Below are 24,486 nucleotides of genomic sequence, written 5' to 3' on the forward strand. Positions count from 1 at the left end.
ATCACACGGTTACTTTACCTGAAATATCGGGCAAGTCATCCGGCAAACAATATTTTTTAATGAAGAAATACTTTAAGACAGTAATAACGGAAGGGGTATTAATTGGGTTGGTTTTTATCCTTTTCATAGGTCGTGTGAATGCACAAACAGCCATGATTAATGTTCAGGCAAGAAACACGACCAGTTTAAATGGCAAGTGGACGGTGATACTTGATCCGACCGGGGCAGGCGACTATAAGCAAGTGTGGCAGGAAAAGAAACCGCAAAAGAAGACCGATTTTGTGGAATATTCGTTTGAAGGCGGCCCTGAACTGGATGTGCCGGGCGACTTCAATTCGCAACTGTGCGAACTGACTTATTTGGAGGGGACTGTATGGTACAAAAAGCAGTTCGACTATACCGCAAAGCCGGACAGACGACTGTTCCTGCATTTTGGGGCGGTGAATTATGCCGCTGATGTGTATCTGAATGGTGAAAAAATTGGCAGCCACGAAGGCGGTTTCACCCCCTTTCAGTTCGAAATTACCGGTAAAGTCAAAAACGGGGAAAACGCCCTTATTGTGAAAGCAGATAACCGCCGCTTGAAAAACGGCTTGCCCGGCTATGGGTACGACTGGTTCAATTACGGGGGAATTACCCGCGATGTGAACTTAATCGAAACCAACGAAACCTTCATCGAGGACTACTTCATCCAATTAAAAAAAGGGAGCCTAAATACCGTTTCGGGATGGGTGAAGCTCAATGGGGCCAACTTGCAACAAAGCGTTGAAATCGGGATTCCCGAGCTTAATTTGAGCCGCAAGGCAACTACGAACGAAGAAGGAATGGCCTATGTGGAATTCAAGTCGGCCTTTAAGCTTTGGTCGCCCGAAAACCCCAAGCTTTACAAGCTTGTTATCGAAAGCAAAACAGATACCGTCAGTGATGAAATTGGTTTCCGGAGCATTGAAGTGAAAGGGGATAAAGTGGTGTTAAACGGCAGCCCGATATTCCTGAAGGCCGTGAATATCCACGAAGAAAACCCCTACAAACGAGCCCGGGCTTTTACTGACGGGGACAATCGTCTGTTGCTGGAAGCGGCCAAAGAATTGGGGTGTAACTTTGTCCGGTTGGTACACTATCCGCATAATGAAAAAATGGTGAAGCAGGCTGAAAAAATGGGCTTGATGGTTTGGAGCGAACTGCCCGTTTATCAGCACATTCAATTTGCAGACAGCCTTGTTCCTCAAAAACTGGAAACCATGCTTAACGAAATGGTCCGAAGGGATAAAAACCGTTGTGGCGTAATTGTATGGAGCCTTTCAAACGAAACCTACCCGGGTACGCCGAACCGCAACGAAGCCTTGATTGAGCTAACCCAAAAGTGCAGGGCTTTGGATTCAACCCGGTTGATTGTACACGTGATGAATACCCACAGCTACGACAACAATACATTTAATGTGTGGGACCCGCTCTACAAGTATTCCGACCTCATTGCAGTCAACGAATACATCGGCTGGTACATCCCCTGGCAGGGCAAACCATCGGAGACCAGATGGAACGTTTCTTTTCCTGATAAGCCAGTGTTCATTTCCGAATTTGGCGGCGAAGCAAAGTCTGGCAGTGCCCAAGGCCCAACCGACGAGGCAGCTTCCTGGTCAGAAGAATATCAGGAAACCATCTATAAGAACCAAGTAGAAATGTTCGGCAATATTCCCAACCTGTGTGGCGTATGCCCTTGGTTGCTGTTCGATTACCGATCGCTGGGCCGCATGAACCTGGTTTACCAAAACGGTTACAATCGAAAAGGATTGATTTCTGAAAACGGCGAAAAAAAGAAAGCATGGTTTATCATGAACGAATATTTTAAAAGAAAATGAAAAATACAGGACTAAGACAAACAGTGTTGGCATTTATATGCCTTCTTGCAATTAGCGGAAGTCTTTCAGCTCAAACCAAAGTAATTGACCTTTGGAATGGAAAGATCCCCGGCGCTATTCAGAACGACCAATTCAAGCAGATGGTGGATACTGCTGCGGGCTGGGTCGATAAGACTGCCATTACCAACCCTTGCCTGTATTATTATCCTGCACCTGAAGCAAAGGCTACGGGTACGGCAGTCATTATTTGCCCTGGCGGCGCCTATTGGGGACTTGCCATTAAACATGAAGGCGAACAGGTGGCCAAATGGTTGAACAGTTTTGGTGTAACCGCCTTCGTGCTGAAATACCGCTTGCCCGACGACCGGATCATGGAAAACAAATCGATTGGGCCCATGCAAGACGGTCAACGGGCCATTCGCGTCGTGCGCAGCCGTGCGAAAGAGTGGGGCATCAATCCCGCGAAAATCGGGATCATGGGATTCTCCGCCGGAGGTCACCTTGCATCCACTATTTCAACTCATTTCAATGAAAAGGTCTATGAACCGGTTGATTCAACCAGCGCCCGTCCTGACTTTTCAATTCTCATTTATCCGGTTATCTCCATGGAGTCGGGCATCACGCATTGGGGGTCACGGGAGAACCTGATAGGTAAAAACCCATCGCCCGAACGGGTAAAACATTTTTCGAATGAATTGCAGGTAGATAGTGTAACACCTCCGGCTTTTATGGTTCACTCGATGGATGATGGAGCTGTTTCGGTACAAAACAGTGTCGGTTATGCGATGGCGTTGAAACAGTTTAAAGTCCCGTGTGAGCTTCATCTTTATCAATCTGGAGGGCACGGATATGGCATGGGACGATCAAATAATACTGAATCTACATGGCCTGAGGCATGTTATCGATGGCTTAAGTCGAATGGTTTCGGTACAGCAGGTGAGTTGTGATTTTAAAGAAAATTAGATGTCAACAAAAAACTCTTCCCGCAGAGATTTTATAAAACTAGCATCAGTCGCTGGTTTGGCCACGGCAGGCCTTTCAGCGGCTTGTACACATGCAACATCAACGTTCGAAAAACCGGAAAGGGAGAACCTGCGATTTTTGTTTCAGGGCGATTCGATTACGGATGGCAACCGGGGGCGAAACGAGGATCCGAACCACATTCTGGGGCATGGCTACTGCTTCGCCGTTTCGAGCCGGATTGGCGCTGATTTTCCGCAATATGGTTTTCAATTTTTAAACCGGGGTATTAGTGGCAATATGGTTAGCGATCTCGAAAAAAGGTGGCAAACGGATACCTTGGATTTAAAACCGGATGTGTTAAGTCTGTTGGTGGGTATAAACGATGTGAACGCTTTGGTTGAAGGGAGAGAAAATGCGATGGACACCAATGCATTCGAAGCCACTTATCGAAAACTGCTTACGTCATGCAGGGAGCAGAATCCTGATATTTTAATCGTGTTGGGTTTACCCTTCTTTTTTGCTGCCGGATGGCGTAAGGAGCAGTACGAAAAGTGGCGTCCGTTAACGCTTGAACGCGCCGAAATCGTGAAGCGGATTGCGGTTGATTTTGATGCCGTGGTTGTTGATTACCCCAGGGTTTTTGAAGAAGCGAAGCAACGCGCCCCGATTGATTATTGGATTTGGGACGGCGTGCACCCAACCGTGTTTGGGCACGAATTGATGGCTCGTGAATGGATTAAGCAAGTTAGCGAAAGGCTCGGGTTCCTGAAGTTTTATGAGAAATAAAAAGATAATTTTAGTTGAATTAATAAAAAAAATATGAAAAGGTCCTTAGGCGGATTAACGTTACTATTACTAATGATTTCAGGATTCACTGCCAGGCCACAGGATGCCAACCGGTTTTTCCCGGAAAAAGACCTGATTAAAACTGGTATTTATTATTATCCGGAACATTGGCCGGAAAGTCAGTGGGAAAGGGATATCAAGAAGATTGCCGATGTGGGTTTTGAGTTTGTCCATCTGGCTGAGTTTGCCTGGTGCAAAATGGAACCCGTAGAAGGGAAATATGATTTTGCATGGCTGGATAAGACGGTGGAGATTTGTGCCAAATATAAGCTGAAAGTAGTAATGTGTACCCCCTCGGCCACGCCTCCGGCATGGATGCGTGTGAACTATCCCGAAACCTTCATTATGGATGGCCATTATATTCGGGCCGAAAACGGTACCCGTGGGCTAAACTCTACAGTCAACCCCAAATACTGCATGTTTGTTGAAAAAATCGTTAACGAACTGGGCAAACGTTACGGGCGGAATAAAAACGTGATAGGATGGCAGGTTGATAACGAACCGCCGGCAATTGCTGATTACAGCCCTTCATCGCAGGAGGCGTTCAGAAAGTGGCTGAAAGACAAGTACAAAACGATCGATGCCTTGAATGTTGCCTGGGGAGCTGCCTTTTGGAGCCAATGGTTCAATGGGTTCGACGAGATTGTAATCCCTAACGCCACATTAGTTGGATGGTGGGGCAACAATCCTCATGCTTTGCTCGATTTTAAACGTTATTCAGCAGATAGTCAGGCCGAATTTCTTGATTTTCAGGCCGGGGTTTTAAGAGAGCATATCCTCGACAATCAATACATCACCACCAATTATACAGCTATTTCGTCTGGCGCTGATCCAAGACGGACTACTAAACTTGATTTTGCCGCATACACTGCTTATCCCAACGGAGGCAGCGATAATATCGGTGAGCAGGGGTTTAGGTTAGGTAACAGTAAGGCAATTCTTTTTGCGGCTGAGTATTACAAATCGGTCGGGGGTGTTTCGGGAGTGATGGAAATCCAGCCGGGACCAGTGAACTGGGGGAGCTATAATCCGCTGCTTCTACCGGGCACGATACGTATGTGGTTGTACCATACTTTTGCGGGAGGCGGCAAGCTGGCCTGTTCTTATCGCTTCCGCCAGGTTTTATATAGTTCGGAGCAATACCATTCCGGCATTATGCAAACGGATGGTGTAACTCCATCGCCGGGAGGTGAAGACTATGTGCAGTTCATGAAGGAAATAAAAGAGCTGCGGAAACAGTACAAACCAGGTGTTAAAATGCCTGAGAAACTGGCTGCTCGTTCAACGGCAATTCTTTGGAACCTCGAAAATTACTGGACAATTGACCGGCAAAAGCAAACCTTTCAATGGGACACGTGGAATTACCCGGTTAAATTTATGGAAATTGCAAAATCTTTCGGCGCACAAGTCGATGTTATTCCGGAATCGGCTGATTTCTCCAAGTATAAATTTCTTATTGTTCCCGCGTATGAATTGGCCGATTCGGCATTGGTAGAGAAATGGCGCGATTATGCGGCCAGTGGAGGCCATTTGGTTATTACCTGCCGTACAGCGATGAAAGACCGAAGCGGGCATTTCTGGGAGGCAGAAACAGCAGCGCCAATAGCAGGGCTAATCGGCGCACATGTTGAGGCAACCGATATGCTTTCACCCTATAAAAATGGCGATGTACTGATGAACGCAACCCATTATAATTGGAATAACTGGGCCGATTTGCTTGTGCCTGATAAAGGAACTGAAGTACTTGCTACGTACAACAACCAGTTTTATAAAGGGAAAGCCGCTGTGGTAAGCCATCGTATTGGCAAAGGTTCTGTAACCTACCTTGGTGTTGATACGGATGATTCAAAACTGGAAAAAGATATTTTACGGAATATCTATACAACAGCCGGGGCAACTACGGAAGACTATCCGGAGGGAGTGTATGTTTACTGGCGGGACGGGTTCAATATCGCCGTGAACTATTCGTCCGATGAATATAACATGAACATTCCCGAAACTGCAAAAATCCTTGTTGGGGAAAAGACAATGAAACCTGCAGGGGTTTTGGTTTGGCGAGAATAGCTTGACAGTTCCGGGCTTGCCGGTCTGGAGGACTGGTTCGAGAATGCGTCATAAACAATAAGTTCTGTTTATGACGCATTTTTTGTTTCCGGGGGCGAAGAAAATACAAGAGAGTACTGTGTGAGAAACATCACAGTACCTATCCGGGGCGGATGTCGCGTATTTTTACGATTTGTTTTCTTAAATCCTTACTGGGTGCTCACAATATCGTTGATTCGACCAAACCTAAACAATGTAAAAAATGAAAGTGATAATTAAACCGATACTTGTTATTCTGTTTTTCCAGTTGACCTTCCACGTAAAAGCCCAATACCAGACCCAACCCTGCGATAAAGGCGACGGGTATTATTTAAATCCGGTTTTTGCTGGTGATTATCCCGACCCAAGTATTATGCGCGATGGTGATACTTATTATATGGTTCATTCGTCATTTGAGTATTATCCCGGCTTGACGGTTTGGGAGTCAAAGGATCTGATAAACTGGAACCCGGTTACCAGCGCACTGCACAAGTATATTGGTTCGGTATGGGCCCCGGATATTGCAAAATATAAAGACAAATACTATATCTATTTCCCGGCCAATGATAAAATTTATGTCGTGGTTGCCGACTCAATCAATGGTCAGTGGAGCGACCCCATTGATTTAAATATAAAGGCTATCGATCCCGGGCACGTGGTCGATGAAAACGGCAAACGCTATTTATATTTCAACAGTGGTGGTTATGTCCAGTTATCTGATGACGGACTTTCAGTAGTCGGGGAAATTACACACTCGTACGATGGTTGGCCAATTCCACGCGACTGGAGCATCGAGCTTTTTGCATTGGAAGGCCCTAAACTGACAAAACATGGCGACTATTATTACCTGACGGTTGCCGAGGGCGGAACCGCAGGGCCAGCTACTGGTCACATGATTATTTCAGCCCGTTCGAAATCTCCTTTTGGTCCTTGGGAGAATTCGCCATACAATCCGATTGTCAAAACCTGGAGCAAAGCAGAACGGTGGTGGTCAAAAGGTCATGGAACGATATTGGAGGATACAAAAGGAAGTTGGTGGGTTGTATTTCATGGCTATGAAAAAGACTACCTTAACATGGGACGCCAAACCCTTATGGAACCGATAGAATGGACAGAAGACGGTTGGTTTAAAATTACCGATGGGGTCAAAACCGAAGAACCGATCAAACGGCCTTATGCCGAAACTGCAAAATCGACTTTTTCGCTAAGTGATGACTTTGACGGAAAGTCATTGGGCCTGCAATGGAAATTTTTTGGTGAATATGATACAACCCGGTTTCATTTCGCAGATAATTCATTGGTCGTAAAAGGGAAAGGAAATTACGTTAGTAATTGTTCGCCAATGTTATGTGTTCCATCTGACCATTCATATACCGCGGAAGTAGAGTTGGTCATTGACGGAAATGCGGTAGGTGGTTTGGTGATGTTTTATAATAACAGTGCATATTCAGGAATTCTGGCCGACACTGAAAATGTCCTGACCAATCTTCGGGGATGGCAGTTCGCATCAGAAAAGAATGTAATTGAAAAACATGTCTTTCTGAAGCTGAAAAACACAGAGAATACGGTAGACATGTTTTACAGTACTGATGGCGAAAACTGGACAAAAATAGAAACTTCGCTGGAAGTTTCTTCGCTGAATCATAACGGGTTAAGTGGTTTTTTAAGTCTGCGAATCGGCCTTTGTGCCATTGGAGAAGGAAGTGTGCAGTTTAAGAATTTTAAATATCAACCTATTAAATAGATAAGTGCATATATCAATGAAATCAAGAATTCTTTTCACAATAATGCTTGGAGCCTCACTAGTGGTGCCAGCACAACAAAAAACACCGGTTTATCTTGATGTTACCAAGCCCATTGAAGAACGGGTCGAAAATGCCCTTTCGCTGATGACTACCGAAGAAAAAGTGGCGCTTTGCCATGCCCAGTCAAAGTTTAGTTCGAAAGGAGTAGCACGGCTTGGAATTCCCGAGGTATGGTCTGTTGATGGATCTCATGGTGTTAGCGACGAAAAAATCTGGGACGAATGGAGTGGGGCAGGATGGACCAATGACTCGTGTACTGCATTCCCTGCGTTAACCGCTTTGGCTGCAACTTTTAATCCCGAGATGGCCATGTTGTTTGGCAAGTCGATTGGCGAAGAAGCCCGATACCGCAACAAAACCATGTTGCTGGCTCCGGGGGTGAACATTTACCGTACCCCGTTGAACGGCAGGAATTTCGAATACATGGGCGAAGATCCATACCTGGCTTCGCGCATGGTCGTGCCGTATGTTCAGGGTGTTCAGGACAATGGTGTTGCAGCTTGCGTAAAGCATTTCGCATTGAACAACCAGGAGATATGCCGGGGTGAAATCAATGTAAATGTGAGCGACCGTGCCCTGCACGAAATTTATCTGCCAGCTTTTAAAGCGGCTGTGCAGGAGGGAGAAGCCTGGTCGATCATGGGAGCGTACAACAAATTCAGGGGCGAGTACTGCTGCCATAACGATCTTCTGCTGAATAAAATCCTGAAACAGGATTGGAAGTTCGACGGTGTGGTTGTAAGCGACTGGGGCGGTGTGCACAATACCGACGAAGCTGTCAACAATGGCCTTGACATCGAAATGGGGACTTACACCAATGGCTTAACAACACAGGGACATTTCCCGTTTTCAAGCTATTATCTGGCCGATCCCTTTCTGGAAGGACTTAAATCAGGAAAGTATGACATCGCAAAACTTGATGACAAAGCTCGCCGTATATTGCGTTTAATCTTCCGCACCACTATGAGCGCCAACCGGCCTTTCGGACGCTTTGTTTCGCCGGAACACAGCCAGGCTGCACGTGAGATTGCCCGGGAAGGTATTGTTCTTTTAAAGAATAACGAACAGTTCTTTCCCATCCCTTCAGGTAAATACAAAAAAATTGCCGTTATCGGTGAAAATGCTTCCCGCAGTATGGTTGTAGGAGGAGGTTCTACCTCGCTTAAAGTGGCGTATGAAGTATCGCCGTTGCAGGGATTGAAAGACAAATATGGCGAGACCCACATTGTTTACAGCATGGGCTATGCATCCGGGCCATCGCTTTACGGAAGGGAAGAACCATCAAAATTGAATGCCGATTCACTGGTGAATGCAGCTATCGAAGTTGCCCGTGATGCCGATATCGTGCTTTTTATTGGCGGACTCAACAAAAACTATTTTCAGGACTGTGAAAGCGGTGACCGCCAGTCTCTTAACCTTCCTTTCGGACAGGACAAGCTGATTGAAGAGCTACTGAATGTAAATAAAAACACAGCAGTTGTCCTGCTTAGCGGAAACGCAGTTGCTATGCCTTGGGTGGACAAGGTTCCGGCGATTGTACAGGGATGGTACCTTGGTTCGGAAGCGGGCAACGCGCTGGCCGATGTTATTTCGGGCGAGGTAAATCCTTCCGGCAAACTCCCAATCTCGTTCCCGAAAAAACCGGAAGATATTGGCGCCCATTCTTTCGATAAACTTTGTTACCCGGGCGACAGTGTCAATGTATATTATAAAGAGGATATCCTGGTCGGTTATCGTTGGTTGGATACCAAGAAGATTGCTCCGCTGTTCCCTTTTGGTTATGGTCTGAGCTATACCACCTTCGCCTGGTCGAAACCTACTGTTGATCTGGACAAAGTAAAAGCCGAAGGAACAGTAAAAGTATCATTCACGTTGACTAATTCCGGAAAAGTTGACGGGGCGGAAACAGCACAACTTTATGTGAGCAAGCCCAAATCCGGGGTGGCCCGTGCAGCCAAAGAACTGAAGGCATTCAAAAAGGTGTTCCTCAAAGCCGGAGAAAGTCAGGAGGTAACACTGGATGTTCCGGTAAGCAGTTTTGCATACTACAACGAATTGAAAAGTGAGTGGGAAGTGGAGCCAGGAAGTTACAACCTTATTCTTGGTAGTTCATCGCGTGATATAAAAGGTAATATGACTGTGAACGTTCAATAGAATAAAATCTTGCAGTGTCTTGATTTGCAAAATGCTGCAAAATGAGAGTTCTCTTTTAACTGACACCAAAACGCTTTCCCTTAAGCGATATGACTTGAATAGATAACCGTTAAAACATTTAATGATGATAATAAAAATAAAACTGCTAATTTTTGCAGTCGGACTTTTGATGTCCATGAATGTAAGGGCACAGCTGCCAACCGCCCGTGAATTAGCAAAGCAAATGCACGTTGGCTGGAACTTGGGAAACACCTTGGAGGCGATCTGTGGTGAAGATGCCTGGGGGGGCGGTCGGACTTCACAAACATTAATTGATTCAGTTAAAGCTGCCGGTTTCAATACAATCCGGATTCCTGTAGCCTGGTTTTGCCACTCCGATACGATTACAAGTGAGATTGATGCAGACTGGATTGCCCGGGTGAAAGATGTTGTGGACTATTGTATTTGCGATAGCTTGTATGTGATCATTAATATGCACTGGGATAATGGATGGCTGGAAAACAGGATTGATGTGGCCAATCAGCCAAAAGTAAACGAAAGACAATATGCGTACTGGACCCAAATAGCGGACTACTTCAAAGACTATGATGAACATTTGCTCTTTGCCGGTGCAAATGAACCAAATGCGTCAGATTCAGTCGGAATGTCTATTTTATTGTCTTACTATCAGACCTTTGTTGATGCTGTTCGTGCAACCGGAGGAAACAATAGTTCACGTACGCTTATTATCCAGGGACCTGAAACGGATATGGAAAAAACCTGTAAATTGATGAACGTCATGCCCAAAGACAAGATTGATGATCGCCTGATGGTGGAGGTACATTACTACACGCCTTTCCAATTCTGTCTCATGCAAAAAGATGCAGACTGGGGAGGGGTGGTTTACTATTGGGGGAAAAATAACCATTCAGAAACCGAACCGGACCGTAATGCCTCCTGGGGTGAGGAGGGGCATATCGATTCGCTTTTCAGCGAGGTCAGAAAGAAGTTTGTAGATAAAGGCATACCGGTCATAATCGGCGAATATGGCGCGTTTAAGCGAACCCTCAATTCTCCGTCGGATCAGGCACTTAATAGTGCTTCTGTAGAGTATTTTAATAAATATGTTGTAAAAACTGCTATTAGTAATGGGTTAATCCCATATTATTGGGATGTTCCCATGGGATTATTTGACCGTCGAACCGGAAAAATATTGGATCGGGGTGTTCTTGATGCGATGATGCAAGGGGCTAAAGAGATCCAAGAGGCAAATACAGCATATTCGTTTCGATGAATTCATGCCTGACGGTGAAATTGTAGAAATTGCCGATGGGTTATGACCTATAAATTTGATTCCCGGCTGAAGCGCTAACTTCGGTTGGGAATTTTAAATTTAGAACGGGAAACACGTTGAAGAATACAAAGGACGAACAGGCTGCCGCAAATGAATAGGGATGTAAAGGTGCTTTTGCCGGGTGTAAGATGAATAATAATCGCCATGTGGCGCCATTTACGACATAAGCATACTCTCTTTAATACATAAAGACCCTCTGGAACCATTGTTTTTTCTGAATTTAGTGCTCCAAATAATTCTATTAAAACCAAAACAGTTAAATGAAAAATAAACGGATACACCTCTGTCTTTTTGCCGGATTGTTATTTGCTGCATGTTCTCAGCCGCAATACCAGTTGACAGATGACGGTGTCATTTTAAATTTAAGGCAAGAAAATAAGGTGGAAGCCAGTAAGCTTCGAGTCCAGGTGTTAGGTGACGAGTTAATCCACGTTTCAGCAACTCCAGACAAAGATTTTCCAACAGATTCAAGTTTGATTATCGTGCCGGGGCTTCAAACCGTTCCGTTTGAGGTGGAGGATGCAGGCGATTCGATTTTGCTGAGCACTGCCCGGTTGAACGTTATGGTTTCGAAGCTGGATGGCGGGATTCAGTTTAAAGATAAGGCTGGTCATCTGATTTTGGCTGAGAAGTCAGGTGGTGGCAGAACATTTTCACCAATTGAGGAAGAGGGAACAAAAGGCTATTCTGTCCGGCAGTTATTTAATTCACCCGACGATGAAGACTTCTACGGGTTAGGGCAACACCAGTCGGATGAGTTCAACTACAAGGGAAAAAGTGAAGAGCTGTTCCAGTACAATACAAAAGTCTCTGTACCTTTTATTGTTTCCAATAAGAATTACGGTCTTTTGTGGGACAGCTATTCGTTGAGCCGTTTTGGTGACAGCCGGGAGTACAAACAGTTGAACCGGGTTTTTAATTTGTATAATAAGAAAGGGGAACGTGGAAGCCTGACCGGAACGTACCAGCGCTGGAATGGAGATCTGAAGCAAATGGTGCGAGAAGAAGACTCGTTGTGTTTTGAAGACATAAAATCGATAAAAAATCTTCCGGAAAATTTTCCGCTAAAGGGCGCTAGTGTGACCTATGAAGGTGATATTGAGGCATCTGAAAGTGGAGCGTTTCGTTTTATTTTATATTACGCCGGGTATGTAAAGGTATATTTGAATAATGAATTGGTTGTACCCGAACGTTGGCGTACAGCCTGGAATCCGAACAGCTATAAATTTACTTTTGAATTGGAAGCCGGAAAACGGGTGCCTTTGCGTGTGGAGTGGAAACCGGATGGCGGAAGGTCCTATTGCGGGTTACGCGTTCAAACCCCACAGCCTGAAGACGAGCAGAACAGCCAGGTTTGGTGGAGCGAAATGAATAAAAAACTGGATTACTATTTTGTGTATGGTGATTCGATGGACGAGATTATAAAAGGATACCGTACACTCACAGGAAAGTCGCAAATTATGCCCAAATGGGCAATGGGTTATTGGCAAAGCCGCGAGCGTTACAAGACCCAGGACGAGATTTTAGATGTATTGAAAGAATTCAGAAAACGAAAAATCCCTATTGATAACATTGTTCTTGACTGGAACTACTGGCGTGAAAGTGAATGGGGTAGTCATGAGTTTGATGAGAAACGTTTTCCGAACCCGAAGGAGATGGTCGATTCCATCCATGCCATGAATGCAAAAATGATGATTTCGGTATGGCCGAAGTTTTATGTTACAACCGCGCATTTCAAGGAATTTGATGAAAAGGGTTGGATGTACCAGCAAGCCGTTAAGGATAGTGTCCGCGACTGGGTAGGGCCTGGATATGTCGGCTCATTCTACGATGCATACTCTGCTGGTGCCCGGAAATTGTTCTGGAAACAGATGTATGAAAAACTATATCCTTTAGGGATTGATGCCTGGTGGATGGACGCCAGCGAGCCGAATGTGCTTGATTGTACCGATATGGAATACCGCAAATCCTTGTGTGGACCAACGGCATTAGGCCCTTCAGCAGAGTATTTTAACACCTATGCTTTAATGAATGCTGAAGCAATTTATAACGGACAACGCAGTGTCGCCCCCAATAAACGTGTTTTCTTGCTTACTCGTTCCGGCTTTGCCGGGTTACAAAGGTATTCAACTGCAACATGGAGTGGCGATATTGGTACACGTTGGGAAGATATGAAAGCCCAGATTTCTGCCGGTTTGAACTTCTCGATAAGCGGCGTTCCGTACTGGACAATGGATATTGGCGGGTTCTGTGTTGAAGACCGCTACGTTGCCGGACAGATGGAGTACAACAAAAGCGGAAAAGAAAATGCCGATTACAAAGAATGGCGCGAGTTGAATACCCGTTGGTACCAATTTGGGGCTTTTGCACCTCTATATCGATCGCACGGACAGTTCCCATTCCGTGAAGTGTGGAATATCGCGCCGAAAGGACATCCGGCTTATGAGTCAATTACATACTATACCGATTTGCGGTACAGATTGATGCCTTACATTTATTCATTGGCCGGCATGACCTATTTCAACGATTATACCATTATGCGTCCTTTGGTCATGGATTTTTCGTTTGATAAAAGAGTGGAAAATATAGGTGATCAATATATGTTTGGTCCATCATTTATGGTTTGCCCTATCTATCGTTACGAGGATCGCCAACGTGACGTTTATTTCCCGAACAATGGGGGCTGGTATAATTTTTATTCGGGAGAATATATTGCCGGTGGTCAGAAGCTTACTGTTGATGCACCTTATGAAAGAATACCTTTGTTTGTTAAAGAAGGGGCAATCATCCCGGTTGGCCCTGAAATCCAATACACAGAAGAGAAACCTGCAGCGGAAATTGTACTGTATGTCTACCGGGGACAGAATGGCAATTTCACCCTCTACGAGGATGAAGGCGTAAATTACAATTACGAAAAAGGTGCTTGTTCAAATATCCTGTTTAGCTATAATGATGCCGAAGGAACGCTGACGATCGGAGATCGGAAAGGAGAATTTGACGGAATGTTGAAGGAACGGAACTTTGTAATTGTTCCGGTAAGCAAAGAAAACCCGAAAGCCTTTCAACCTGATGCCCAAGGGCAGACAGTACATTACGACGGCCATCAACAAACAATCAAATTATAACTCACTGAATTCGAAAAAATGAAAACAAATCACTTGACCATTTTCCTATTCGCTCTTCTTGTGGTGGGACCGGTTTTATTACAGGGCAAGAGCAATAAGAAGACAACAGTGCCCGAAAGAGTGATCAATGTTGATTTTAACAATGAACAAGGTGCACTGAATACCATGTTCCGGGAATGCGTCGGAGCAGGCCGTGCCAACGAAGGCCTGCGGGCCGACTGGCAACAACAGCTTGCCTGCGTAAAGGAAAAATGTGACTTCAAATATATCCGCATGCACGGTCTGTTGACCGATGATATGGCCGTGTACAAGGAAGACGGGAAAGGAAATCCGGTGTATAACTACATGTACATTGACGCTTTGTATGATTATCTGTTAAGTATCGGGATTAAGCCTTTTGTCGAACTGGGATTTATGCCTTCAGCCTTAGCCAGTGGCAGTAAAACGATCTTTTGGTGGAGAGGAAATGTTACACCTCCGAAAGACTACAACAAGTGGGGGGATTTTATCCGCAACCTGACACAGCACTTTACCGAACGTTATGGTGAGGATGAGGTGAAAACCTGGTACTTCGAGGTTTGGAACGAACCCAACCTGGATGGTTTCTGGGCTGGAACACAGGAGGAATATTTCAAACTGTACGAATACACCGTGAAGGCCATAAAAAGTGTAAACTCCGATTACAAGGTTGGCGGACCAGGGACAGCTGGTGCAGCATGGGAGAGTGAAATGATTGAGTTTTGTCTTAAAAACAATATTCCGATCGATTTTATCAGTACCCATTCGTATGGTGTAAATCAAGGATTCCTCGATGAATTCGGTAAAGGTGGAACAGTATTGAGTAAAGATCCAATGAGTGTAAGTGGAGATGTGCTGCAATCGCGAAAAGAGATTGCCACTTCTGCAAAGCCAAATCTGGAGTTGCATTACACTGAATGGAGCTCGTCCTACACGCCATCCGATCCTATTCACGACAGCTACCATGAGGCAGCCTACATCCTGGAAAAGATTAAGCAGATCGGAACTGCTGCCAACTCAATGTCATACTGGGTATTTACTGATATCTTTGAGGAAGCCGGCCCGCGTTTCGAACCGTTCCATGGTGGCTTTGGACTATTAAATATGGAAGGTATCGCCAAACCTGCTTTCTTTGCCTATAACTACATGAACAAGCTTGGAAACACTGAACTGCTTAACACAGATTCGCGTTCATGGGCCTGCAAAGATGCAAACGGTGATATCCAGGTGCTCTTGTGGGACTTTACCTACACACTTCCGGATTCGGTCAACAATCAGGATTATTACATCAAAGATTTACCTTCAAAATCGAAGGGGAAAGCAAAAGTAAACCTGTCTAACATTCCGGCAGGTAAATATGCATTGGAGGTCTACAAGGTAGGTTATCGAGTGAATGATGCCTATACCGGTTATATTGACATGGGCAAGCCAAATCAACTTAGCCAACAACAAGTGGCGGAGTTGAAGAGACTGAATGATGGTTCTCCCGTTCTAACAGAAATGATTGATGTTGATGCTGACGGAAGTTTCTCAAGAGAGTTTGACATTCGGGAAAATGATGTTGTCATGCTAAATTTGGTTAAACGTTGATTGGGTTGCATTATTAGGCTCAACTTAAATTGAATTATTAATTGGAATAATTGTCGCTAAAAATAGATAACAAGCTGAAAATGAAAAAGGAACTTTTAAAATTACTTGCACTTGCTTTTTTGATAGTAGGGACGGCTCAGGCTGAAATGATCCCTGCCAAAAAGGACATTCAGGAGCAAAAGATCCAGTCTTTGATTAAAAAAATGACCATTCAGGAAAAAGTTGGCCTTCTGCACGCCAACTCCAAGTTTTATGTATCCGGTGTCGAAAGGTTGGGCATTCCCGAGTGGGCCTTATCGGATGGCCCACACGGTGTGCGTGCGGAAATTAACCGGCATGACTGGGCTTATGCCGGCTGGACCAATGACTCTTCAACTTGTTTCCCTCCGGGAACGGCCCTGGCCGCCAGTTGGAATCCGGCCCTGGCTTATGAGCGTGGACTTGTTTTAGGAGAAGAAGCCCGTTTTCGCAAAAAGGATGTTTTACTTGGTCCGGGAGTGAATATTATCCGTTCGCCGCTTTGTGGACGGAACTTTGAATACACGAGCGAAGATCCGGTGTTGAACTCGGCAATAACAGTTCCATACATTAAAGCCTTGCAATCAAAAGATGTGGCTGCAAGTGTAAAGCACTGGTTAGCCAACAACCAGGAAGATCATCGAACGACTGTTGATGTGACGATGAGTGAAAGGGCGTTGAGGGAGATTTATTTGCCGTCCTTTAAAGCGGCTGTCGTGGACGGTGGAGCTTACACAGTCATGGCTGCATACAATAAATTTCGTGGTGACTGGTGTTCGGAGAATGAATACCTTGACCGTGAGATTTTACGTAATGAGCTTGGATTTAAAGGAGTTCTGATGACCGATTGGGATGCAGCCCATAGTACTGTAAAAGCGGCATTGGCCGGGCTCGATCTTGAAATGGGGACTACCATTGCGGATTACAACGAATGGTATTTCGCTAATCCGTTGATTAAAGCAGTCGAAGAAGGTAAAGTGCCGATGTCTGTTGTAGATGAAAAAGTAGCCAATGTGCTTCGTGTGATGATGAAAACAAAGGTATTGGGGGATAATAAATCCCGCGAAAAGGGCGTAATGAATACACCAGAACACCAGAAAGCCGCTTATAATTCGGCTGCTGAAGCTGCGGTGTTATTACAAAACAACGGGAATCTGCTTCCGATTGATTTCAATAAACTGAAATCAGTGGCTGTAATCGGCGATAATGCTACCCGCAAACATTGTGGCGGAGGGTTAAGTTCTGAAATTAAAACTTTGTATGAGATAACACCTCTCGAAGCAATTCAAAAGAAATTCGGACAAGATGTAACAATCAACTTTGCCCAGGGATACGAAAAACAATCAACCTTTATTGAAGGAAGTAATGCCGGGCAATCGAATACCGATCGTGTAGACTGGGCTTTGATTGAAGAAGCTGTGGAAGCCGCAAAGAAATCTGATGTAGCAATCGTTTTCTGCGGTTTAAACCACGATTTTGATACTGAATCATTTGACCGACAACACATGAGATTGCCTTATGGACAGGAAACACTGATTCGTGAAGTAGCGAAGGTAAATTCGAATACCGTAGTCGTTATTATCGCAGGTTCACCGCTTGAACTTGGAGGTATTGTTAACCGTGTTCCTTCAATTTTATGGGCTTGGTTTGGTGGCATGGAAGCCGGAAATGCCGTGGCTGATGTGTTGAGTGGCAAAGTAAATCCGTCCGGTAAAATGCCGTTTACACTACCTGTTTCATTGGAACAATCTCCTGCCCATGCTTTGGGGAATTTCCCGGGACGTGACGAAAAAGTAAACTACGAAGAAGACATTTTGGTGGGTTACCGCTGGTTCGACACCAAGAAGATAGCGCCACAATTTCCATTTGGTTATGGGCTGTCCTATACTAATTTCGAGTTCAGTGAGCTTTCTACCGACAAGGAAAGCTATCAAAAAGATGATATAATCCGGTTGAAATTTACGGTAAAAAATACCGGCTCGCGTTATGGCGCCGAAGTTGCCCAGCTTTATGTAAGCGATCCGGAATGCTCCGTTCTCCGTCCTGAAAAAGAATTAAAAGCCTTCGAAAAGGTATTTCTGCAACAGGGCGAAACAAAAACGGTTGAGTTAAATGTGAACGTTTCTGATCTGGCCTTTTATGATGAGAAAATCAAAGGGTGGAATGTTGAAGCTGGTGATTTTGTGCTGATGCTTGGCAATTCATCTAAAGATTTGTATCAGACAAAGAAAGTGAGTGTCGTTAAATAGTAGGTTATTAAGGTACTTATAAACATGTGTGAAATGAGAAAGATGATCTGTTTTTCATTGTTTTTTATGGCGTTGCTTTCTGCGCAAGTATGTTTTGCTACAGCAAATCCTGTTGAGATGAAGCTGTCGTCCCCAAACAAGCAAATCTCGCTGCAAATTCAAGTTGGTTCAGAACTAAGCTGGGCCTTAATTCAATCTGGTGATACGGTAATCGCGCCGTCAAATATATCTTTGCTGTTGGCCGATGGAAAAATATTGGGCAATCATGCCAGGATAAAGTCAACAAAAAGTGATTCGGTAAACACAACAATCACAGCGATAAATTATCGAAAGAAAGAAGTTTCGGACAATTACAATCAGGTGACAGTCACCTTTAAAGGCGACTATGGCGTGATTTTCAGAGCCTACAACGATGGCATTGCCTATCGTTTCTTCTCCACGAAGAAAGGTGGAATTGTCATTGAAAACGAGGTAGCAAACTTTAATTTTAAAGCTGATCATAAGGCTTGGGTACCTTATGTGTGCGATCCTCGTGAGGGCGATCTGTTTCAAACCCCTTTTGAAGTTATTTACGACCGGATCAATATCTCGCAGTTCCGCATCGACTCTCTGGCAATTCTCCCGTTGTTGGTCGATTTGGGGAATCAGAAGAAAGCCTTGGTGATGGAAACAGACCTGGAGGATTATCCCGGGATGTACCTCAATCTCAATAAACAAGCGGAACATGGATTTGTGGGTGTTTTCCCCAAATATCCCCTGGATGAAAGAATTGGAGGTTACGATAATTTGAATTTATGGGTGAGCAGACGGGCTGATTTTATAGCTAAAACGTCGGAACCACGCGAATTCCCGTGGCGTGTCGTTTTTATCAGTAATTCTGATAAAGAATTGGCCGATAACGATATGGTACAGCGCCTGGCTGCTCCTTCACGAATCGCGGATGCCTCATGGATTAAGCCCGGCAAAGTAGCCTGGGACTGGTGGAACAACTGGAATATCTCACACGTTGATTTCAGGGCGGGGATTAATACCCCAACCTACAAATATTACATCGACTTTGCTTCGGATTACGGTGTAGAATATGTGGTGCTTGATGAGGGATGGTATAAAGGACACGATTTGCTGACTTCGTCGGATGAAATCGACCTGAAAGAGATACTTGATTATGCCAAAAGTAAAAATGTGGGCATTATGCTTTGGGCTGCCTGGCACGATCTGGATACGGTGAAGGAACAAGCCTTTGCAAAGTATGCTGAAATGGGCGTAAAGGGCTTTAAGGTTGACTTTTTTGACCGCGACGATCAAAAAGCGATGCGCTCGTGCTACGACATAGCGGAGCTGGCTGCGCAACATAAAATACTGCTCGATTATCATGGCATGAAACCTTCGGGCATTCAAAAAACATGGCCTAACGTGTTGAATTTCGAAGGAGTAAAGGGATTGGAAAATGTAAAATGGGCTCGGGATAATATGCCGCCTTATGATGTTACGCTTCCGTTTATCCGAATGATGTCGGGTCCGATGGATTATACTCCGGGAGCCATGCGTAATGCTACCAGGGAAAATTTTCAGCCTTCCAATTCAATGCCAATGAGTCAGGGGACCCGTGTGCATCAAATGGCAATGTATGTGGTGTTTGAAGCTCCGTTGCAAATGCTGTGCGACAATCCTACCATTTACCGGAAGGAAGACGAATGTACCCGTTTTATTGCCAAAACGCCCACTGTTACGGATCGGACAGTTGTGTTGGATGCCAACGTGTCCGAATATATTGTGACGGCTCGCAACAAAAATGACAATTGGTATGTAGGTGCGTTAACCAACTGGGATGCCCGTTCGCTGACTGTTGATTTGTCATTCTTACCCGAAGGGCAGTATAAAGCCGAAATATTCAGCGATGGCATCAATGCCGATCGCGATGCCACTGATTATAAACGCGAAGAAAAGCTATTGACCAATAAAGATAAACTGGTAATTCAGTTAGCGCCGGCTGGTGGTTGGGCAGCACGGTTCGATAAATTGTAAGGATATCGCACTAGAAAGGAATTACCCAAAAATAAACTGACACAAAAAAGCCACAATCCCGATGATCAAGAAACTAATTTTCCCGGCTGTTTTTGCTCTGTGCATTGCATGCCAAACCAAAAATGAACCGGTTGTTTACGAATTGACGTCGCCCAACGGAATCAATAAAATTCAATTCGAATTAGAAAACGGCAAGCCCAGCTACGCTGTAAGTCAATCGGATTTGCAGGTCCTGGCGCCGTCAAGAATGGGTTTTGTGTTCAGCAACCAGGATTCTTTGTATGCCAACCTGGAAGTAAAAGACATGCAACCCTCATCTTTTGACGAAACCTGGGAACAGGTGTGGGGGGAAAAGCGTTTTATCCGAAATCAATACAATCAGCTCTCGGTTACACTTCAGGAGAAAACAGGGGAAAAGCGTGTCATCGAAATTCAGTTCCGGGCTTTCGATGACGGCATTGCTTTCCGGTACATTTATCCGGAGCAAGCTGGCAAGGACAGTTTATTCATTATGGATGAACTGACCGAATTTAACCTGAACGATGATGGCAATGCCTGGTGGATCCCGGCTTATCGCGATAACCGGTATGAGTACCTGTTCACCAAATCAACTGTGAGTGTATTGGACACGGTTCATACGCCTTTGACCATCGAAAGCAACAATGGCTTGTTCCTTAGTTTTCACGAGGCAGCATTGGTCGATTATGCCAGCATGACCCTTGCCCATACCTCGGGAACCAAGCTAAAATGCGACCTGGTGCCGTGGTCCGACGGGGTGAAAGTGAAAACAAAAGCTCCGTTCCAAACACCATGGAGAACACTTCAAATTGGTCGTACGCCGGGCGACCTGATCACCTCGTACCTGATCCTGAATTTGAATGAGCCCAACAAACTGGAAGACACCAGTTGGATACGCCCGTCGAAATACATGGGCATCTGGTGGGGAATGCACATCGGGAAATATACCTTTTGGGAAAGCCCACAACAAGGGGCAACGACCGAAAATGCAAAAGATTATATCGATTTTGCTGCGAAAAATGGAATCGACCGGTTGCTAATCGAAGGCTGGAACAAAGGATGGACGCCGCAATGGTACGAGAATGCGATGCACATGTTCAGTTTTACCGATTGTGCTGATGGGTTCGACATTGAAAAAGTGGTTGAATATGGAAACTCGAAAGGCGTCAAACTAATCGGCTACCAAGAAACAGGTTCAAACATCATCAACTACCTCGAACAAATTGACGAGGGCATGGCGCTTTATCAGAAATTGGGCATGCACGATATTAAAATCGGCCAGGTGGGGTCGCGCCTCAACATGAAAGAATGGCACCACGGACAGTTTGGCGTCAGTTATTACCGCTATGTCCTGAAAAAAGCGGCTGAATACCAGTTGGCTGTCAACTTCCACGAGCCCATAAAGGATACCGGCGAACGCCGCACCTACCCCAACATGATGGCTCGCGAGGGAGCCCGCGGCCAGGAATACGATGCCTGGAGCGAAGGAAATCCGCCTTCATACATGTGTGTGTTGCCGTTTACCCGCTTTCTGGCCGGGCCAATGGATTTTACCCCCGGAATTTTCGACGTGGAAACCAAACAGGGATACGGACATAAGGTACACAGTACGGTTGCCAAACAGTTGTCGTACTATGTCACCCTTTATTCTCCCATACAAATGTTGGCCGATCTTCCATCAAACTATGATGGTAACCCGGCATTCAAATTCTTATTGGATGTGCCGGTCGATTGGGAAGACACGAAGGTGCTGAACGGAGAAATTGGCGAATACATCACCGTGGCAAGAAAAGACCGTCACCGCGAAAACTGGTTCTTGGGAAGTATGACCAACGAGGAAGCCCGTGAATTATCGGTTAGCCTGTCGTTTTTAGATGAGGGGGCCAAATATACGGCAACCATTTATGCCGATGCTCCCGGAACAGGCTATGAGCACAACCCAATGGATGTAGCAATAACAACTCAAACGGTTCAATCAACCGATACGCTGCAGCTAAAGCTGGGTGAAGGGGGTGGTTGTGCCATCAGTTTTATCAGGAAGTAACTAATGGCTGATAAGAATTAGGGGAAAAATTTATTCTTAAAAGGCGTAATTTAAAAATATGTTCAGGAATAAAAAACAATGTTTTATGAAGAAATATGCTATTCTACTAATTGGGATTGTATTAATGATTTGTAGTTTGCTAAACGGGGCCAATGCCCAATATCAGATTCCGTCGAAATTAGCTTGGTGGTACGATGCCCGTTTCGGGATGTTTATTCACCTGGGGAGTTACTCGTCCCTGGGTCATGGCGAGTGGGCTTTCAGTATCGAAAATTGGAATAAGGCCGATTATCAGGAAAAGGTTTCAACCCAATTTAACCCGTCGAAATTTGATGCCAATGAAATAGTTCAGCTTGCAAAAAATGCTGGTATGAAATACATTGTCATCACAGCCAAACACCACGAAGGTTTCAGCATGTGGGACACCAAGGTGAAAAGTTTCAAAGACGTTACAGGCAAGAAAATGTACAGCCTGCCCCGGTATACTTCTTTCGGGAAAAGAGATGTACTAATGGAGTTGAAAAAAGCCTGCGAAGCCAATGATATTAAGTTTTGCCTCTATTATTCAATTCTCGACTGGGGGCATTCTTCTCAGGAAATCAATCATATCGATGGCGGTACCTTTTCAACTGTAAAATCGGAATTGGCACGAACTGCATATATCCGCGATATGAAGGCCCAGCTAAAAGAATTGATCAAACGATACCATCCGGCTGTGCTGTGGTTCGACGGCGACTGGACATACAAAGCGAACAACCCGACACCGGAAAAATGGTGGACAAAGGAAGATGGTATTGATCTGTACAATTACCTGGTCAAACTCGACCCGGATATGATTATAAATGAGCGTGTAGCCCGCCATTTCGGATTGGGGGACTTTGAATGTCCCGAGCAGGAAGTGCCGGAAGCTCCCCGTACACGCCAGTGGGAAACCTGCCAGACGATGAACAGAACCTGGGGATACAATGAGAATGACCACAATTATAAATCGGCTAAGACATTAATTCAGGAATTGGTAAAAGTTGTTTCACGAGACGGTAATTATTTGCTCAATATTGGCCCGAAAGGAGACGGATCTGTGCCGTCAGAAACAGCCGATACCTTGCGGAGTATGGGAAACTGGATGAAAATTTACGGGGCAAGCATTTATGGCACCACCCGCAGTCCGTTTAAAACCGAACCGGAATGGGGCTTTTATACCAAAAAAGATGGAAAACTGTTTGCCCATATTTTTAGTTGGCCCCAGAATCGGGTTCTTTCTATTCCGGCATTGACAAATTCCATTCAAAAAATATATCTGATGAATGATCCGGAGGAAGCGTTGGATTATACCATTGAAGATGGGAAAATTCAGGTTTCATTGCCTGAAAACGCCCCGGATGAAATTAATTCAGTGGTGGTGATTGAGGTTGTTGGAATGCCGCAGGCTGCTGTTATTTAACTTGTTTTGACGGATTAAGTTTGTTAGCGTTGTGGATAATGTAAGCATATAACCTGATATTTAATAGAATGAGACGAATAATAAACTTTTGCGTAGTATTTCTGATACTTCTGTATTCATGTACAACTAAAATAACCCGCGTGGCATGTGTGGGTGACAGCATTACGGAAGGTTATGGTTTGGCCGTTCAAAGCAAGACGGGATACCCTGTGGTACTCGGTAGTATTCTTGGTTCCGGATACATGGTATTGAATTCGGGCCGGAGCGCCACCACCTTGCAGAAAAAGGGGGACTTTCCATATTGGATTTGCAAGGAGTTTTCAAATGTTTTTGCATTTAACCCCGACATTATCGTTATTAAACTGGGGACCAATGATACCAAACCCAATAACTGGCAAGCCGACCGGTACGAGGAAGATTACCAGGCTTTGATTGATACCTTCAGGACCATCCCTGCAAATCCGCGGATTTATTTGTGCCTGCCGGTCCCTGCGTTTAAAACAAAGTGGGGGATCAACGATTCGACTGTAAAAAACGGTGTTATCCCCATTGTTGAAAAGCTTGCAGAAGCTAATCATTTGCCGGTGATCGATCTCTACCATCCGATGTTATCGCAAGGGGCAAATTTTCCGGATAGTATCCACCCAAACGAGCAGGCAGCCAAAATGATGGCTGACATTATTGCAAAAGAAATCAGGAAATAAATATCCCGGGGTGTGAAACATAGAAACGGTTTCATGCCCCGGACATGTTCCCGTCTCCTTCTGATAATAGACGTTAGATTTTGAATTTCAAGTGGTGAAGAATCGGATGTTGCAATAAAGGAAACATGACGATACGCTATTCGAAACATCGTGCTTCTCTTTTTGTATAAATACAGGCAATGGGGTAAGGAATATTTTCTGTATTTTAACCT

Annotated in this window: 14 protein-coding genes; all 14 read left to right on the forward strand. The window is 44.9% G+C overall.

Annotated features, from left to right (window positions below; translation table 11 throughout):
- The first annotated feature begins 59 nt into the window (after positions 1–59).
- Positions 60–1,859 carry a glycoside hydrolase family 2 protein gene (locus tag N2K84_RS17455; protein WP_282593120.1) on the forward strand — a complete coding sequence of 600 codons (1,800 nt, stop codon included), beginning with the start codon at positions 60–62 and terminating at the stop codon, positions 1,857–1,859.
- The gene (locus N2K84_RS17460) at positions 1,856–2,806 is read left to right on the forward strand and encodes an alpha/beta hydrolase (protein WP_282593121.1); all 951 of its coding nucleotides are present in this window, start codon (positions 1,856–1,858) and stop codon (positions 2,804–2,806) included. The genes N2K84_RS17455 and N2K84_RS17460 overlap by 4 nt, the downstream gene beginning before the upstream one ends.
- 16 nt (positions 2,807–2,822) lie before the next feature.
- Positions 2,823–3,608 (forward strand): SGNH/GDSL hydrolase family protein, encoded by a 786-nt coding sequence (locus N2K84_RS17465; RefSeq protein ID WP_282593122.1) that lies wholly within the window; start codon positions 2,823–2,825, stop codon positions 3,606–3,608.
- A gap of 33 nt (positions 3,609–3,641) precedes the next feature.
- A complete protein-coding gene (locus N2K84_RS17470; RefSeq protein WP_282593123.1) occupies positions 3,642–5,732 on the forward strand; it encodes a beta-galactosidase in 2,091 nt (696 codons plus the stop codon).
- 241 nt (positions 5,733–5,973) lie between these two features.
- Positions 5,974–7,494 (forward strand): family 43 glycosylhydrolase, encoded by a 1,521-nt coding sequence (locus N2K84_RS17475; protein WP_282593124.1) that lies wholly within the window; start codon positions 5,974–5,976, stop codon positions 7,492–7,494.
- A 16-nt stretch (positions 7,495–7,510) separates the two neighbouring features.
- Positions 7,511–9,709, forward strand: coding sequence for a beta-glucosidase family protein (locus N2K84_RS17480; protein ID WP_282593125.1), 2,199 nt, complete (start codon positions 7,511–7,513; stop codon positions 9,707–9,709).
- Positions 9,710–9,830: 121 nt separating this feature from the next.
- The gene (locus tag N2K84_RS17485) at positions 9,831–10,982 is read left to right on the forward strand and encodes a glycoside hydrolase family 5 protein (RefSeq protein WP_282593126.1); all 1,152 of its coding nucleotides are present in this window, start codon (positions 9,831–9,833) and stop codon (positions 10,980–10,982) included.
- A 320-nt stretch (positions 10,983–11,302) separates the two neighbouring features.
- Complete coding sequence (locus N2K84_RS17490; RefSeq protein ID WP_282593127.1) at positions 11,303–14,167, forward strand: TIM-barrel domain-containing protein; 2,865 nt, start codon at positions 11,303–11,305, stop codon at positions 14,165–14,167.
- Between the two features lie 18 nt (positions 14,168–14,185).
- Positions 14,186–15,775, forward strand: a complete 1,590-nt coding sequence (locus N2K84_RS17495; protein ID WP_282593128.1) for a GH39 family glycosyl hydrolase — start codon at positions 14,186–14,188, stop codon at positions 15,773–15,775.
- Positions 15,776–15,855: 80 nt separating this feature from the next.
- Positions 15,856–18,042, forward strand: coding sequence for a glycoside hydrolase family 3 C-terminal domain-containing protein (locus tag N2K84_RS17500; RefSeq protein ID WP_282593129.1), 2,187 nt, complete (start codon positions 15,856–15,858; stop codon positions 18,040–18,042).
- Positions 18,043–18,075: 33 nt separating this feature from the next.
- A complete protein-coding gene (locus N2K84_RS17505; RefSeq protein ID WP_282593130.1) occupies positions 18,076–20,067 on the forward strand; it encodes a retaining alpha-galactosidase in 1,992 nt (663 codons plus the stop codon).
- Between the two features lie 61 nt (positions 20,068–20,128).
- On the forward strand, positions 20,129–22,129 hold the full coding sequence (locus tag N2K84_RS17510; protein WP_282593131.1) for a glycoside hydrolase family 97 protein: 2,001 nt from the start codon (positions 20,129–20,131) through the stop codon (positions 22,127–22,129).
- Positions 22,130–22,214: 85 nt separating this feature from the next.
- Positions 22,215–23,570 (forward strand): alpha-L-fucosidase, encoded by a 1,356-nt coding sequence (locus N2K84_RS17515; RefSeq protein WP_282593132.1) that lies wholly within the window; start codon positions 22,215–22,217, stop codon positions 23,568–23,570.
- Positions 23,571–23,638: 68 nt separating this feature from the next.
- Complete coding sequence (locus N2K84_RS17520; protein WP_282593133.1) at positions 23,639–24,274, forward strand: GDSL-type esterase/lipase family protein; 636 nt, start codon at positions 23,639–23,641, stop codon at positions 24,272–24,274.
- Positions 24,275–24,486 lie beyond the last annotated feature (212 nt).

Origin of the sequence: Gaoshiqia sediminis, from assembly GCF_025907915.1 — a bacterium.
GTDB lineage: Bacteria > Bacteroidota > Bacteroidia > Bacteroidales > Prolixibacteraceae > Gaoshiqia > Gaoshiqia sediminis.